General features: G+C 32.9%; 14 protein-coding genes and 1 riboswitch. Of the genes, 10 read left to right on the forward strand and 4 right to left on the reverse strand.

Annotated elements, in window-relative coordinates:
• The first annotated feature begins 16 nt into the window (after positions 1-16).
• Positions 17-1,384 (forward strand): signal recognition particle protein, encoded by a 1,368-nt coding sequence (gene ffh / locus ACA31_RS03590; RefSeq protein ID WP_057512008.1) that lies wholly within the window; start codon positions 17-19, stop codon positions 1,382-1,384.
• A gap of 103 nt (positions 1,385-1,487) precedes the next feature.
• Here ffh and ACA31_RS03595 read toward each other — a convergent pair whose 3' ends face one another.
• Both ACA31_RS03595 and ACA31_RS03600 read right to left on the reverse strand, forming a co-directional pair.
• On the reverse strand, positions 1,488-2,801 hold the full coding sequence (locus ACA31_RS03595) for an LLM class flavin-dependent oxidoreductase (RefSeq protein WP_057512009.1): 1,314 nt from the start codon (positions 2,799-2,801) through the stop codon (positions 1,488-1,490).
• Between the two features lie 26 nt (positions 2,802-2,827).
• Positions 2,828-3,580, reverse strand: coding sequence for a 3-oxoacyl-ACP reductase (locus ACA31_RS03600; protein WP_057512010.1), 753 nt, complete (start codon positions 3,578-3,580; stop codon positions 2,828-2,830).
• 130 nt (positions 3,581-3,710) lie between these two features.
• Positions 3,711-3,809, reverse strand: a riboswitch (TPP riboswitch).
• Positions 3,810-4,067: 258 nt separating this feature from the next.
• Between ACA31_RS03600 and rpsP the strand changes: the two genes are divergently transcribed.
• From rpsP to rplS, 4 genes are all read left to right on the forward strand, one after another.
• Positions 4,068-4,334, forward strand: coding sequence for a 30S ribosomal protein S16 (gene rpsP, locus ACA31_RS03605; RefSeq protein WP_057512011.1), 267 nt, complete (start codon positions 4,068-4,070; stop codon positions 4,332-4,334).
• A gap of 219 nt (positions 4,335-4,553) precedes the next feature.
• Positions 4,554-5,057, forward strand: coding sequence for a ribosome maturation factor RimM (gene rimM / locus ACA31_RS03610; RefSeq protein WP_057512012.1), 504 nt, complete (start codon positions 4,554-4,556; stop codon positions 5,055-5,057).
• Positions 5,057-5,794 (forward strand): tRNA (guanosine(37)-N1)-methyltransferase TrmD, encoded by a 738-nt coding sequence (trmD, locus tag ACA31_RS03615; RefSeq protein ID WP_057512013.1) that lies wholly within the window; start codon positions 5,057-5,059, stop codon positions 5,792-5,794. Before rimM ends, trmD begins: the two co-directional genes overlap by 1 nt.
• A gap of 101 nt (positions 5,795-5,895) precedes the next feature.
• A complete protein-coding gene (gene rplS, locus ACA31_RS03620) occupies positions 5,896-6,246 on the forward strand; it encodes a 50S ribosomal protein L19 (RefSeq protein WP_057512014.1) in 351 nt (116 codons plus the stop codon).
• A gap of 214 nt (positions 6,247-6,460) precedes the next feature.
• Here the strand turns inward: rplS and ACA31_RS03625 are convergent, their stop codons facing one another.
• Both ACA31_RS03625 and ACA31_RS03630 read right to left on the reverse strand, forming a co-directional pair.
• Positions 6,461-9,076 (reverse strand): YfhO family protein, encoded by a 2,616-nt coding sequence (locus ACA31_RS03625; RefSeq protein ID WP_057512015.1) that lies wholly within the window; start codon positions 9,074-9,076, stop codon positions 6,461-6,463.
• A 36-nt stretch (positions 9,077-9,112) separates the two neighbouring features.
• Positions 9,113-11,710, reverse strand: a complete 2,598-nt coding sequence (locus tag ACA31_RS03630; RefSeq protein ID WP_057512016.1) for a YfhO family protein — start codon at positions 11,708-11,710, stop codon at positions 9,113-9,115.
• A 383-nt stretch (positions 11,711-12,093) separates the two neighbouring features.
• Here ACA31_RS03630 and ylqF point away from each other — a divergent pair, with 383 nt between their 5' ends.
• The 5 genes from ylqF (at position 12,094) to dprA (ending at position 17,284) form a co-directional block, all read left to right on the forward strand.
• A complete protein-coding gene (ylqF, locus tag ACA31_RS03635; RefSeq protein WP_057512017.1) occupies positions 12,094-12,954 on the forward strand; it encodes a ribosome biogenesis GTPase YlqF in 861 nt (286 codons plus the stop codon).
• An 8-nt stretch (positions 12,955-12,962) separates the two neighbouring features.
• On the forward strand, positions 12,963-13,733 hold the full coding sequence (locus tag ACA31_RS03640; RefSeq protein WP_057512018.1) for a ribonuclease HII: 771 nt from the start codon (positions 12,963-12,965) through the stop codon (positions 13,731-13,733).
• Between the two features lie 107 nt (positions 13,734-13,840).
• Positions 13,841-15,007 (forward strand): ADP-forming succinate--CoA ligase subunit beta, encoded by a 1,167-nt coding sequence (gene sucC / locus ACA31_RS03645; protein WP_057512019.1) that lies wholly within the window; start codon positions 13,841-13,843, stop codon positions 15,005-15,007.
• 20 nt (positions 15,008-15,027) lie between these two features.
• The gene (gene sucD / locus ACA31_RS03650) at positions 15,028-15,936 is read left to right on the forward strand and encodes a succinate--CoA ligase subunit alpha (protein WP_057512020.1); all 909 of its coding nucleotides are present in this window, start codon (positions 15,028-15,030) and stop codon (positions 15,934-15,936) included.
• 478 nt (positions 15,937-16,414) lie between these two features.
• Positions 16,415-17,284 carry a DNA-processing protein DprA gene (gene dprA / locus ACA31_RS03655; protein WP_057512021.1) on the forward strand — a complete coding sequence of 290 codons (870 nt, stop codon included), beginning with the start codon at positions 16,415-16,417 and terminating at the stop codon, positions 17,282-17,284.
• Positions 17,285-17,399 lie beyond the last annotated feature (115 nt).

The raw sequence follows: 17,399 nt of genomic DNA on the forward strand, positions 1-17,399 counted from the left end.
AAGGAGGGTATTTGATATGGCATTTGAAGGATTATCCGATCGTCTGCAAGGAACGATGCAAAAAATTCGAGGCAAAGGTAAAGTTACTGAAGCAGATATTAAATTGATGATGCGCGAAGTAAGACTAGCATTATTAGAAGCCGATGTTAACTTTAAAGTGGTAAAGGAATTTGTCAAAACTGTATCAGATAGAGCTTTAGGTTCAGATGTTATGAAGTCATTAACACCTGGACAACAAGTCATCAAAATTGTACAAGAAGAACTTACCCAACTTATGGGAGGGGAAAATGCAACAATTAAAATGGCTAATAAGCCGCCAACTGTAGTGATGATGGTGGGTTTACAAGGTGCTGGTAAGACTACAACTGCTGGTAAATTAGCATTATTAATGCGTAAAAAATATAATAAAAAACCATTATTAGTAGCAGCAGATATTTATCGTCCTGCGGCAATTGATCAATTGCAAACAGTAGGTAAACAAATCGACGTTCCAGTATATAGTGAAGGCGATCAAGTTAAACCTCAACAAATCGTTGAAAATGCAATCACACATGCAAAAGAAGAGCATTTAGACTTTGTTATTATTGATACTGCTGGTCGTTTACACGTAGATGAAGCATTAATGCAAGAATTAAGCGATGTAAAAGAAATCACGAAACCGGACGAAATTATGTTAGTTGTCGATGCAATGACTGGTCAAGATGCTGTGAATGTTGCAGAATCGTTTGATTCTCAGTTAGAAGTATCTGGCGTAACATTAACAAAATTAGATGGTGATACACGTGGTGGTGCTGCACTTTCAATCAGATCAGTTACTCAAAAGCCGATTAAATTTGTAGGTATGAGCGAGAAATTAGATGGGCTAGAAGCATTCCATCCTGAACGCATGGCATCTCGTATATTAGGTATGGGTGATGTATTGAGTTTAATTGAAAAAGCGCAAACAGATGTGGATGAAGATAAAGCAAAAGACTTAGAAAAGAAAATGCGTACATCCTCATTTACATTGGAGGATTTCCTAGAACAATTAGACCAAGTTAAAAGTTTAGGGCCTCTTGATGACATTATGAAAATGATTCCTGGCATGAACAAAATGAAAGGCATTGAAAACATGAATATGGATGATAAACAAATTGATCACATTAAAGCCATCATTCAATCAATGACACCTATTGAGCGTAACAAGCCAGAAACTTTAAATGTTTCTCGTAAAAAACGTATTGCTAAAGGCTCAGGACGTTCAGTGCAAGAAATCAATAGATTAATGAAACAATTCACTGATATGAAAAAAATGATGAAACAATTTTCCGGTGGCGGCAAAGGCAAAAAAGGTAAACGCAAACAAATGGAAAATATGATGAACGGTATGAACTTACCATTTTAAAATCATGAAATTTGCATAACTATAAATAATAAAACCAGAACAACGACTTGTAGCCAAATCGTTGTTCTGGTTTTTTGCGTTAACTATATTATTTGTAAAATGATTAAAATTTTTCTAATCCTAAATGATCACGGAAAGTATGACCGTCATAAGTTGTTCTGTATAAATTTCTTTTTTGTAATTCTGGCACAATAAATTCTACGAAATCCTCTAAACTATCTGGAAAGACAGGAGGCATCAAATTAAAACCATCGGCTACACCACTTAGTAGCCAGTGCTCCATTTGATCTACGATATCTTCAGGAGTGCCAATCAATGTGAAATGGCCACCACCAGCGTTTAAGTAACCAAGTAGTTCTCGTACAGTTGGATGAGTGTCACGAATGATTTCCAATATTGTTTCGTAACGGCCAACTGGTCCTGTAAAATCTTCTACAGGAGGCAGAAGAGGCACGGGTTCATCTAACTCCCAGTTATGACAATCTTGTTGAATGAAGACACTTAATTGTTTTAGTGCAGTTTCCACTGGTAAGGCTTTGTCTAATGTCTCTTTCTTAGCATAAGCTTTTTCATAAGTTTCAGCGACATATGTAACTAGACCTGGGAAAATTTTGATATATCTATTACTGTTTTGTGATAATTGTAATTGCTGATCAATTTTTTCTCGAAAAGCATGTGCTTGTTTAAAGTTCCAGGATACTGAATACACTGCATCTGCATATTGAGTTGCCAAAGCAATACCTTGTGAAGATGCGCCAGCTTGCATAGCTACTGGACGACCTTGTGGACTACTTGGTGTTGTTGATGGTCCTTTAATTTTGAAATGTTTGCCATGATGATTAATAGCATTAATATCATCATCATTAATAATTCTTTTCGTCTTTCGATCATGTAGAAAATGTTTGCTATCCCAAGATGTGAATAACTGATTCATAACTTTTGCAAATTCAGCAGCAATTTCGTAGCGCTCATTATGATTAGGGAGCGTTTCCATACTGTGATTTAAGGCTTCTAAATCTGTCATAGAGGTGACAAGATTCCAACCTATACGTCCATGTGATAGATGATCTAGACTGAGTAATTGTCTAGATGCAGTAAAAGGGTTTGAGAACGTACTTGAAATTGTTGCAACAAGTCCAATGTGTGTTGTCACATGAGCAATAGCAGATAAACTGACAATTGGATCGAACCAAAATGCTGGCATATCAGTCGAAGATTTTGCAGGAAAAGATTGATTGTCAGCGAAAAATACTGCGTCGAATAGTCCTTTTTCAGCAAGTTGCGCTAATTCCTGATAATAAGTAATTTCACCGATACGTGTCACACTAGAGTTAGGCATCAACCAAGCAGCTTGGTGGTGACCACAAGCATATAATAAAACGCCAATATTAAGTTGTTTTTGATTTTTATCAGACATAGAAAACACCTCCAATTTATAATTTTTTAATTCATCGTTAAGCCGCCATCAACAGTGAAATTTTGACCTGTTATACCGTTAGCTTGTTCAGATGCTAAGTATGCAACCATGTTTGCAATGTCTTGTGGTGACGTCACACGCTTAAGAGGTGTTGTTTGTGCAATCATATCAAATACTTCAGTCGTCGTTGTAGCACTTGCGTCAGTCGTTTTTAACAAGCCTCCTGACACGACATTGGCTCTAATACCAAATTGACCAAGCTCGGCAGCAATATTACGTGTAAAACCAATTAACCCAGCTTTTGCAGTTGTATATTCATGATAAGGTACAACGGGATTTTGATATAAATTTGTACCAATAGAAATAATATTACCTTGCTGTCTTTCTAAAAATTGAGGCATAACACTTTGTGTTACATTGAAGGCAGCCTTTAATGTACCATCTATTTGTCGTTGGTAATCAGCCCATGTTAAATCTTTAAATGCTTTTTGCTGTGTAGGATCAAATTTAAAACCTACTAATGCATTGTTAACTACAACATCAATTTTACCGAAATATTGGATAGCCTGTTCAATTAAGCGTTCAATATCATTTCTATTTGTGACATCAGCTTGAATGGCAATTGCAGAGTCTAATCCGATGTCAGAAACAAGATTTTCTGCTAACGATTTATTTTTGTAATAATTGATTATAATATTATACCCTTGTTGCGATAATGTTTTTGCAATCGTTGCACCTAAACCTCTACTACTACCAGTTACTAAAATAGTTTTATTCATAACTTTCACTCCTAAAATTTTAAAAATTAAAATTAAAAAAATACACAACCCTCACTATAGAAAGTTGTGTATTAGAAATGATAGAATAGTGATATTGCAAAAAGGCAAGATTGCCCCTTGAATATATGATATAAAATCTTTCACACTTTCCTCCGCTAGTTTCAGCTAGATCAGGTTCAAAGGGTTTGAGTTGTACTCATCTCAGTTCATAACACCCCTAGTGTATGCGTTTGTTTAATTTAGTCTCAATGTATAGCTTTTAAATATAGATGTCAAGAGACTTAAAATAATTCAAGGAATATCAAAGTTTTATCAAGGGCGTGAAAAGGGAAAATAGACAAAAGCGCGTAGTTCACAAGATAATTGAGGAGAAAAAATGTTTTTTTAAAATTGGTAAAGGATAACCTCTTTACAAACATCAGAAGAACTGGTATCATTATTTCTTGTAGAAAATAAATACTTATGAAATTAAAAGGAGAGAATATAAATGGCAGTTAAAATTCGTTTAACACGTTTAGGCTCAAAAAGAAATCCATTCTATCGTATCGTAGTTGCAGATGCTCGTGCGCCACGTGACGGTCGTAATATCGAACAAATCGGTACTTACAACCCTAACAATGTAAATGCACCAGAAGTTAAAATCGACGAAGAATTAGCACTTAAATGGTTAAAAGACGGTGCTAAACCGACTGATACAGTTCATAATATCTTATCAAGAGAAGGTATTTTGAAAAAATTCGACGACCAAAAATAAGTTTTAGACTTATTAAACAAATATATTATTTGTAAGAGTACCGTTTAGGTGCTCTTTTTTTTAATGGAAAATATTATAATCAGTGCTTTAAAATAGTTGAAAATAAGAAAATTTTCTAGTGAGTAATGTATTACTATGTTAATTTATACATGTTATAATAATTAAATCATACATAAAAATACACAACACTTATAAGATACATTTATCGGAGGCACATATATGAAAGTTGAAGTTGGGAAAATTGTAAATACACATGGCATTAAAGGTGAAGTGAAAATAAAATCTAATTCTGATTTTACAGATAAACGTTTTCAACCAGGAGAAATAGTTGAAATAGCACGTAAAGATAAAGCGCCACTCAAATTTAAAATTGCTTCATACCGTATGCATAAAGGCTTGCATATGCTTACGTTTGAAGGCATCAATAACATTAATGATATCGAGTATTTAAAAGGTGAAACACTTTTACAAGAACGTGATCATGAAGAAATAGAACTTGGAGAACATGAATTTTATTATTCGGATATCATTGGCTGTACCGTTTTTAATGAAGACACTCCAATTGGTCGTGTGATTGAGATATTTGAAACAGGTGCAAACGATGTATGGGTAGTCAAAGGCGACAAAGAATACCTCATTCCTTATATCGCCGACGTGGTCAAAGAGATTGATGTAGAAGGTAGACGCATTCAAATCACGCCTATGGAAGGATTATTAGATTAATGAGAATCGACTATTTAACATTATTTCCTAGTATGTTTGAAGGCGTGTTAAACCAATCTATTTTAAAACGCGCTCAAGAGAAAGATTTGTTACAAGTAAATACAGTGGATTTTAGACACTTCGCTGAAAATAAACATAACCAAGTGGATGACTACCCATTTGGAGGTGGCCAGGGGATGGTTTTAAAGCCGGAACCTATATTCAATGCTATGGATAGTATTGAGCAAACAGAAGACACAAGGGTCATCTTAATGTGTCCTCAAGGACGCCCATTTACTCAAAAAATAGCTAATGAACTCAGTCAGGCGGAGCACTTAGTATTTATTTGTGGACATTATGAAGGATATGATGAAAGAATCCGTGAACATTTAGTCACTGATGAAATTTCAATGGGGGACTACGTATTGACTGGTGGCGAGCTACCAGCGATGGTAATGACAGATGCGGTAGTTAGACTTTTACCTGGTGTTTTAGGTAATCAACAATCTCACATGGATGATTCGTTTCAAGATGGTTTACTAGAGTTTCCGCAATATACTCGACCTCGTATGTACAAGGATTTGAATGTGCCGGACGTTTTATTATCAGGTAATCATGCCCACATTGATAACTGGCGTCATGAACAGAAAATTTTAAGAACGTGGGAAAAGCGTCCTGATTTATTAGAACATTATCCATTGACTAAAAAAGACCAAGAAATTATAGAAAGATATAAAAAGCAATTGAAAAAAGATTAGTAATATGCTAACATATCTTAAGTGTGCGACACACGAAAATCACTATGGTCCGCTGCTATATTTTGTCCAGGCAAGAACATAGGTTGAAGGAGAGAAAAATAATGAGTAATCACAAATTAATCGAAGCAGTAACGCAATCGCAATTACGCACAGATATACCTTCATTCCGTCCAGGTGACACTTTAAAAGTTCACGTACGTATTGTCGAAGGTACTCGCGAACGTATCCAATTATTCGAAGGTGTAGTTATTAAACGCCGTGGTGGAGGAGTTTCAGAAACTTTCACAGTACGTAAAATATCTTCAGGTGTTGGTGTGGAACGTACATTCCCATTACACACTCCAAAAATCGAAAATATTGAAGTTAAACGTCGTGGTAAAGTACGTCGTGCTAAATTATACTACCTACGTGAATTACGTGGTAAAGCTGCTAGAATTAAAGAAATTCGTTAATCAGCAAATTAGACAAAAAAAGCGATTCCCAATGGGAGTCGCTTTTTTTGATACATATATATAATGTAAGATACTTTATGCTTTTTTGCTAGAAACGCAATTTTAGTCGATGTTTCTAGCAAACTTAAGCTGCTTGATGATTAAAGTCAAACATAAATCTGTTTGGTTTTTTATTGTATGCAAATATAACTTACACATTATTTTAATATTTCTTTTAGTTACTTGGTTTAATCCATTTTGTGAATGCAAGACTCAATATAATACCTATAATACTTAAAACGACTAAGAAGATTGTATGTGGCGGCGTATATTTGAGTTCGATTTTTTCTTGTCCTTTTTCAACTGGAATTATGGTCATAATGCCATTGCCTTGTTTCACAGGGAGTGTTTTATCATTGGCATATGCCTTCATACCGTCACGATATGCCATTGGTAAGACAAGATAACCTTCATCATTTTTGTCTTTTTTTATTGTGTAACCAGAACGATGTTCAGTAACTTGTACGCTATCTAATTGTTTAGATGCTTTATTTAGAGTCTTATAGTTTTCACCGTAAATGCCTTTAATATTAAAACGATATTTGCCTTGTGACAATTTAACGCGTAGTTTTTCATCTGCTTTTACACGCATTGTAACAGGTGTGACAAACCGGCGATATTTATAAGTCAATTCATTACGACCTTGATTGTATTCGTTTACGCCGACGTCATGTTGCTTGTCAGGACTTAATAGTTCAACATCCATTTCTATATACATATCTTTGTATTTATTTGCAATGGAGGGTGGCAAGGTATATGTGATGCCACCTTTGTCTTTTGTAACAATGAGTTTTCCATCTTTATCTCTATACGCATCATTTAAAGAGGTAGAGGTTTTGTCTAATAAATTATCATTAGTTTTAAAGTAGCTATTAGGTTTGGCATCTTTATCATTAAGCACGACACCTTGCAACATTGCTTGTTCTTTATCAAGCGGTGATTTAAGGTATTTTGAATCATAAACCTTGTTGGTTATATGAGCACTTGGGTATTTAATTTCGTTCGTTGAATGAATAAATGATTCTTTTTTTGAATGATGAATCGTATCTTTAGGCTCAAAACCAAAAGACATATTCAAATCATTTGGTCGACGTATGCGATCGTTAACGTTCCATAATGCCATTAAATTCGCTCTATTTGATAATAATCGATAGGTACTATTTTTATCAGTATGCATATTAATTTGTAATGTTTGATCATAATATTTTAATATGTCACCATCAAAAATACTTGAATATAAAGCAATACCATTAAAATGGTAAATCATTGGTGAATTAAGACCATATTGCGCCATATAATCAATTCTACTCAGTGGATCTTCGTTATGCTGTTGATTGATCTCAGCTATTTTCTTAGATAAGGCAGAACTTTTGTATTTTGACGCATGCATAGCTGATTTTGTAGATTCATAGTTTTTCACATTATTAAAGTGATGATTAGAAAGAATCATACTTTGTTGCACAATAAATAACACTAATAATACTACTAATGTCCAACGTTTTTTTAGTAGTGACCTTTTAAATAAAAGTATTCCAATAAAGATTATAATAATAAGACAAGCGAGCATCCAAGTCATTTTTTCTTTTTCAACTATAATTGTCATGACTGACATGATGAGCAAGGTGGGTACACAGGATAAAATATAGGATTTGAGTTTTAAATCTGAAATGTGTTGAATGAATAATGCAATTAATCCTGCAGTGGCGAAAGCAAATATGTAAACCCATCTGCGTTCGGGTGTCGAAAAGCCATTAAACATACTATCAAAATAGGGTGTCAATGAACCGACCAACATAATCCAAGTCATAATTGCAAAAAATCTATAATAATAATGTCTATATAACTTAAATGATAGCAATGCTACTATAGCGATAATCGAAACAGTGATATAAAATCCATTACTAAAAAAGTGTTTTTGTCGTGCAAAATCTGTAAACATATCGATATTAAAATGTGGATTACTAACTCGATCATTGTTGAAAAATGAAGTGACTCCGGTATAGAATCCCCAAATACTGACTAGTGTGCTTAATACTATCGCTACAGGGATAATCCATAATTTTTGTTTTCGAGTTACGATATCACTCGGATGTGGAAATACTAATCTATAAAGGTAATATGCAAACAGTACAAGTGATTCATAATAACTAAAATAGAAATTTGAAAATAAAGTTAGAGCTACAGCAAAAATAAATAAACCTATTTTCTTTTCCCTATAAAATCGTTCAATAGCCAATAAAGAGAGTGGAAGAAAAATAAGTAAATCTCCGTAATATGACCAGGTGAAATTAAAATAAATGACTACTGTAGAGGCGCCATATAACATAGATGCCAGAAAAGCAGCATGGCTTTTAAATTTTATATATCTAAAATAGTAAAAGGCTAATACGAACGTCACTACACCTTTAACAAAAGCAACAATCAATTGGTTACTTGCCCAATACGTGATGTTACTTGGATTACTATTAAATAACACTTCTGATAGCCAGACAAAAATAAAATTAATCAAAGTAAATGGAGAAGTAGCATAATAATAAGATAAATCTTTTACATAATCGCCACCTAACCCAAATGAATGATCATAAAAACTAGTGAATTGGCTAAAATGATCATACAAATACATTTGAAATGGCATCATTTGCCTATAGCCATCACCATCTCCGCTAAAAACGATACCTTCAGTCAAACAACGAAAAATATATGGTGTGAATGTTAGTAAAGCTACGCCTATACCTAGCGCAACGATACAAATAAATCTTGTAACTTTGTGGGCCCAAAGTTTACTAAACATAATCATACCTCATCTCTGACAAACTCCTTTTAAATATTAATTTGAATTGCGCTGTGCTTTTTTATTTTTATGAATGCACCAAATCACACTCAAGATGATACTTAAGACTGAAATAGTGATCATAGTATACCAATATTGTGGTCTATATTTAATTATAATTTTACTACTTTCTTTATTTACAGGCACACCAGTCATCATATAATTTACTTTTAAAGGTTTTACTTTTTTATCATCCACATATGCAGTCATACCTTTTCTATAAGGAATATTAATTGAGGCAATGCCTTTCTTATGGCGACTTAATGTTACTTTAACGCCATTTTTGATATCTTGATAATGACCTACATTGTTCTGATTGCTATGTGCAGTTTCAAGTTTTTTATAATCTTCCCCGTGTAAACTTTGTAATTCAAATTCATAATTACCACTAGGGCTAAGTGCAATACTTATATTACCATTTTGATCTGGCTGTGTTCTATAAAGTTGTGTGTCAACGCCAGTACGATAAGTAGAATTGTTGTATAAACGATTGTTCGAATAACCGTTTATATTTACAGAAAAATTGCTGTCAGGCTTGCCTCGTTTAACTTTTAGCGTCATGTAAAAATCTTTGTATTGTGCTCTCATGTTCTCTGGAACATGGATCTGTACTTGTCCTAGTTGATTATTGTTAGGAATATATATTTTTTTATCTGATTTGCGATTCATATTTTGATAGTTAATTTCGGTTTGATTTAATAAATTTTCAGCTTTATCTGTGTATGTTTTACCCACGTTATTTAAAATTATTCCATCGATCATTGCATGTTCTCTATCTATAGGTTCTTTAAGTTTTTGTGCATCAAAGACTTGATCTGTGACACGCACAGACGGAAGGTTTAAAGAGTTTTCATAGATTTGGTATTGTCCATCTTTTTTAACTTTTTTGAAATATGCAGGCACGTTATTTTGGTAAGCTTTTAACATTAAATAACGTACAGATAATAAACTATTAATGTTTTGCCTGCTATTCGTTGATTGATATCTACTTACAGATTCTTCTTTCATGTTGATTTTCAAATCATCATAATAATAATTCAGTATATTGTGGTCAAAAATACTTGAATAAAGACTCATTCCTTTAAAGTGCTGATACATCGGTGTATTATCTTGCTCATTAACACGCCAATCAATCCGCTCATCTTCAGATTTTTCTTTTTTCATATCAGAAACTAACTGCTGCTGAAGCGGTGTGTCAAAGAGACTTGCATTAACATAATAACTATTTGCGCGTTGAACATGGTCATCAAAATAAATTTGGTTGCGTATAAATACAATAGACACTAAAACGGAAAGAATCATAATGGACAATATAAAGAAACGTGTTAATTTCGTTCTTATTTTAGGTTCTTTAACGAACAGTATGAGTATACCAATCAAACTGACTATAGGCATATACCATAACCATGAAACAAACTTGTCATATTGCCAAGCACTTGCAAAGACAAAACCTAAAGCGACTATAGAGGATAATATGTAAGTTTTTAAAGATAAAGTTCGAAAATATTTTACATAAAAACCTATTAAAACAGCCGAATTAAAAGTGATGAGGTAGTGCCAGCGTTTTTGTGGCGCTGAAAAGCCATTAAATAACTGATCCACAAAAGGTAGAAAACTAGCACAAATTGAAATCCACGTAAAAATAGCAAATAATTTGAAATAAAAATGTTTATATAATTTGAATGATAGCAATGCTTGGAGCGTTAAGAAAAGTATGACGATTAAATAATTGTCGTAAAATATATTTGTGTTTTGGTTAAAAGGTTCAAATAAGTCTACATCTCCATCAAAAGGGATGCGTCTATTATTAAAGTAACTTTGTATTGCTGGGAAAAAGAAAAACAAACTGCAACCTAATGCAAATAATGCTGAAATACATAATGTCATAAATGCGTTGAATCTAGGTACGAGATCATTTTTATGTTTGAAAATCGTTCTAGCCATAAAATACAAAAGGCCTGTTACTAATTGATAATAGGCAAAATAAAAATTATTAATTAATGAAATTGTTACGATAATAATAAAGAAACCTGGTTTACCACTTTTTAAGAAACGTTCGATTGACCATAGCAGTAATGGTAACCATATAAAAACATCACTAAAAAATGGCCAATAGACTGTGAACCTAAAATAAAGTGGTGACATCACAAAAATAAATGCTGCTAATACGGCCACTTTGCGATTATGTGAAATATAATGGACATAAATAAATGTTGCTATCATTGCTATAGCAGATTTAATTATAGAAACGACTAAGGCGTTTGTCATCCAAAACATCACATCAGAGGTATCCATTGGTAAGACTGTTTTAAGTAAGACAATAATAATGACGTTCAAAATAAATATAATATTTGTCGAAAAGTAATAACTTAAGTCAGTGAAAAAGTCTCCGCCCAAACCAAAGTCAGAAGCGTAAAACCAATTGCCGTGACTCCAATTATCAAATAAATACATTTGAATTGGCACCATTTGTTCCATACCATCATTAGGCCCTGTAAATAAAACGCCATCATGGATAAATCTATAAATAACATAACTGTGTCCAATAACAGCTAGTAATAAGAATAAACATGTGTACAAAAATTTACGCTTCATAAATGACTCCTGTATATGTAATAAATATAATTCCATTGTAACGATATTTTAAGAATTTAGATAAAAATAACTATTATTTATTTAAAAAAATATAATTCATTAAGTCTTAAGCGTTTTAAAAGTTAGAGAGGTTAAATAAAAGACAACCAAATTTCAGTCGTTTTTAGGAGGTTTAAACGTGGTGTCTAAAATAATTTGAAGTATATTACTAAATAATGTTGTAAAATTAAAGTAATAAGATAATAATGACATTATTTTATTTATATCGTTATAGGTGACGTGTTATGATTTTAAAGTCAAAGAATAGAAAATGAAATTAAAGCACAAGTATATAATTAAAAACTTTTAATTAAATAGAGCGTAAATAGAGAAAGGTGATGTATATGGTAATTCAATGGTATCCAGGCCATATGGCTAAAGCAAAAAGAGAAGTATCCGAAGAGTTAAAAAAAGTAGATGTAGTGTTTGAACTTGTAGATGCACGTATCCCATATAGTTCAAGAAATCCAATGATTGATGAAGTAATACAACAAAAACCACGTGTGGTCATTTTAAATAAAAAAGATATGGCAAATTTAAAAGAGCTGGTAAAATGGGAAAATTATTTTAAAGGGAAAGGCTTTTATCCTGTTGCAATTGATGCAAAACACGGCAAAGGTTTAAAACTCGTAGAGCAAGCCGCAATAAAAGCAACAAAAGAAAAATTCGAGAAAGAAAAGCAAAAAGGATTAAAACCACGTGCGATTAGAGCAATGATCGTTGGTATCCCTAACGTTGGAAAATCAACATTAATTAATAAATTAGCAAATAAATCTGTCACTAAAACGGGTAATACACCAGGTATAACGAAACAACAACAATGGATTAAAGTAGGGAAATCATTACAATTGTTAGATACGCCAGGTATCTTATGGCCTAAATTTGAAGATCAATTAGTTGGTAAGAAATTAAGTATCACTGGTGCTATCAAAGATAGTATCGTGCATTTAGATGAAGTAGCAATTTATGGTTTAGAATTTATGAAAGCACATGACTATGAAGGTTTAAAAGAACATTACAAAGTAGATGTACCAATCGACGCAGAGAACCTAGAGTGGTTTGATGCTATAGGACGTCGTCGTGGATTATTAAGACGTGGTAATGAAGTCGATTATGAAGCGGTTATTGATTTAGTTATACATGAAGTGAGAAATGCCAGAATAGGCACTTACACTTTTGATATAGCTAATGAAATGGACGTGTAAATATATTTATGAAACAAACTATTCAAGAAATTAAATTATTGTTGCAAGATATTCATTCTATAGAAACTTTAAAAAAGCATTCTGTCAATGACGATACGCGTAAGGGTGTACAAAATGCGATTGTTTCTAGAAGAAAACAATTGGAAAAAGTTCAAACATTACTAGAAAATTATAAAGTGATGTCTCATTATGAAAATGAAATACTAGATGATGATGACAAAGCGTTAATTTGTGGCATAGATGAAGTGGGAAGAGGACCGTTAGCTGGCCCTGTTGTTACTTGTGCAGTTATTTTAAATAAGGACCACCATTTCACAGGTTTAAATGACTCAAAGCAACTCTCTGCAAAGAAAAGGAATTTTTTAGAAAAACAATTATTATCAGAAGTATACGCATATGCATATGGTGTGGCGACAGTTGAAGAAATAGACCAAATTAATATTTATGAAGCAACTAAATTGGCAATGAAAAGAGCAGTTGAGACTTTATCTGTTAAGCCTACACATTTACTGATAGATGCGATGACACTGGATATAGATATTCCTCAAACATCAATAGTTAAAGGAGATGCCAAAAGTGTTTCTATAGCAGCAGCAAGTGTGTTAGCAAAAGAACATAGGGATAGATATATGCGTGAACTAGCGGATAAATATCCAGGTTATGGATTCGAAAAAAATGTTGGATATGGTACTCAACAACACTTAGATGGTATAAATCGACACGGTATTATAAATGAACACAGAAAAACTTTTGAACCAATTAAATCACTTTCAAATTAATGGTGAAAAACAAAAGATTTAAATAACTGGGCTAAATGAGTTTACAACAGCGCTTACATTTCATATAATTAGTTATGAACTTAACCTAAGAAACAGGAGGATGGAGAATGAATATCCACGAGTATCAAGGTAAAGCATTATTTCGTACAATGGGTGTTGCTGTCCCAGAAGGACGCGTAGCGTTCACTGCTGACGAAGCGGTAGAAAAAGCAAAAGAATTAAATTCAAAAGTATATGTGGTAAAAGCACAGATTCACGCTGGGGGTAGAGGTAAAGCTGGTGGAGTTAAAATCGCTAAATCACTATCTGAAGTTGAAACTTACGCTAAAGAATTATTAGGTAAGACGCTTGTAACACATCAAACTGGTCCTGAAGGTAAAGAAATTAAACGCCTTTACATAGAAGAGGGCTGCGATATTCAAAAAGAATATTATGTTGGATTTGTAATTGATCGTGCGACTGATAGTGTTACTTTGATGGCATCAGAAGAAGGCGGAACTGAAATTGAAGAAGTTGCTGCTGAATCACCTGAAAAAATATTCAAAGAAACTATTGATCCTATTGTTGGTTTAGCACCATATCAAGCTAGAAGAATCGCTTTTAATATTAATATTCCAAAAGAATCAATTAATAAAGCAGCTAAATTTTTAGTTTCACTTTATAATGTTTTCATCGAAAAAGATTGTTCTATTGTAGAAATCAACCCGTTAGTAACAACTAATGATGGTAATGTTTTAGCATTAGATGCAAAAGTTAACTTTGATGATAATGCGTTATTTAGACATAAAGATATTCTAGAATTACGCGATTTGGAAGAAGAAGATCCAAAAGAAATCGAAGCTTCTAAGTACGATTTATCATATATTGCATTAGATGGAGACATCGGTTGCATGGTAAATGGTGCTGGTTTAGCAATGGCAACTATGGATACAATTAACCACTTTGGCGGCAATCCGGCGAACTTCCTAGATGTAGGGGGCGGTGCAACTAAAGAAAAAGTTACTGAAGCATTTAAAATCATTTTAGGTGATGACAACGTAAAAGGTATTTTTGTTAATATCTTTGGTGGAATTATGAAATGTGACATTATTGCTGAAGGTATCGTTGCTGCAGTTAAAGAAGTAGAGCTTACTTTACCGCTTGTTGTACGTTTAGAAGGTACAAATGTTGAAAAAGGTAAAGAAATTCTTAAAGATTCTGGCTTAGCAATTGAATCAGCTGCAACTATGGCAGAAGGCGCACAAAAAATCGTAAAACTTGTTAAAGAAGCGTAGGAAAGGATGGGAGCACTAAGATGAGCGTATTTATTGATAAAAATACAAAAGTAATTGTACAAGGTATCACAGGGTCAACTGCCCTTTTCCATACAAAACAGATGCTTGAATATGGTACACAAATTGTTGCTGGGGTAACACCAGGTAAAGGCGGACAAGTAGTAGAAGGTGTACCAGTATTCAACACAGTTGAAGAAGCACAAAAAGAAACAGGTGCTACAGTATCTGTAATCTATGTACCTGCGCCATTCGCAGCAGATGCAATTTTAGAGTGTATAGATGCAGAATTAGATTTAGCTATCTGTATTACAGAACATATTCCAGTAGTTGATATGGTTAAAGTTAAACGTTACTCAGAAGGTAAAGAAACACGTGTTATAGGACCAAACTGTCCAGGTGTTATTACTGCAGATGAATGTAAAATTGGTATTATGCCAGGTTATATCCATAAAAAAGGCCATGTAGGCGTAGTATCCCGTTCAGGTACTTTAACTTACGAAGCTGTACACCAATTAACTGAAGAAGGTATTGGCCAAACAACAGCAGTAGGTATCGGTGGCGATCCAGTCAATGGTACGAACTTTATTGATGTGTTAAAAGCATTTAATGAAGATGATGAAACAAAAGCAGTCGTTATGATTGGTGAAATCGGTGGAACAGCAGAAGAAGAAGCTGCTGAGTGGATTAAAGCGAACATGACTAAACCTGTGATAGGTTTCATTGGTGGCCAAACAGCCCCTCCAGGTAAACGTATGGGCCATGCCGGTGCGATTATTTCAGGTGGTAAAGGTACTGCAGAAGAAAAAGTTAAAACACTTAACAATTGTGGTGTTAAAACTGCAGATACACCATCAGGAATTGGTACAACATTAATTGATGCAGCTAAAGATGCAGGCATCTACGAACAATTATTAACTGTCAAACAATAATTGTATTTTACAGACCCAGCACAAATTCCGAAAATATGTCGGAGTTTGTGCTATTTTAAGTATTTAAACATTATAGATTATATGATACTCGCGGTTGATAGGGATAGATGTTCTTTTCTTATCAACCGTTTTTTGTTGCATAAAAATCCTTATAAGTTTTATAAATTTGAAGGATTCAATTTACAGAAGATATATTTCAAGGTGAATAACCACTGTTTTATGAAACTTTAAATAACTACATTTATAATAGAAGAAAAACGATTGGAAATTTTTATTACTTGGCTAATCATAATTAGAAGTAATACGTACATATTCTTTATTTTATTCATTAAAGTGTCAGGAATTTCTAGTTTGAAGTGAATTTAAAATACAGAATTACTCTTTAAAATCTTGTTACTTTTCATTAGAAAATGATGTGGTTTTGTAATCTAATAAGCTGGTTTTATCCATTATAATTGAGATGAAAAGGAGAATCATAATGAGAGAACACCAATATTTAAAATTACGTTTTTCAGGCTTAACTACACGACAAATACATCAATTATTAAGGTATAATTCTAATTTTTTAGACTATAATCAAGTTGAACAAAATCATCTACTCAAACAATTTTTAAGTACATTAAAAATAAAGAGAAAAACAGAAATTTATGAACAATATCTTAATATAGAAGTTAAAAATATATTAACAATGTTGCGACAATGGAATTTAGATTACATTTCAATAGAACAGTCTTCATATCCCATATTACTTCGAGAAATCTATGAACCACCACTCATCCTTTTCTATAGAGGAAAGTTATCTTTAATGCAATCTCTTCAAACTCTTGCTATTATAGGTTCAAGGCATGCGACAGAATATAGTCAAAAAGCATTGAACTTTCTTTTTCCTTCATTTAAAAAAGAAAATTTAATCATAGTCTCAGGCTTAGCTAAAGGCGCAGATAAAATGGCACATGAGCATGCTTTATCAATGCACATGTCTGCAATTGCAGTACTAGGTTTTGGTCATTTACAACATTATCCAAAAGAAACGTTTGAAATTAGAAAACAATTAGAAATCGAAGGACTTGTAGTAAGTGAATATCTTCCTTTTCAAAGACCGAAAAAGCATCATTTTCCTGAGCGTAATAGAATAATAAGTGGATTGTCCAAAGGTATATTGATTACAGAATCTAAAGCAAATAGTGGTACATGTATTACAACGAATTTTGCCTTAGAACAAAATAGAGAAGTGTACATACTACCAGGTTCTATCTTTAATCCGATGACTGAAGGAAATTTATTAAGTGCTCAAGAAGGAGCAAAAATTATTTTGAAAGCAAGTGATATATTAATAGATTATAATTGAAATTTAATTGAATTAAATGGGAACTTATTAATGTAAGAAAAGGCATTTTATAATTATGAAATTACGATGACATTTGTTTTCTTTTTTAGTCAATATTATTAGAAATCCAGGTAAC

This window comes from Staphylococcus sp. NAM3COL9, assembly GCF_001431205.1.
Classification (GTDB): Bacteria; Bacillota; Bacilli; order Staphylococcales; family Staphylococcaceae; genus Staphylococcus.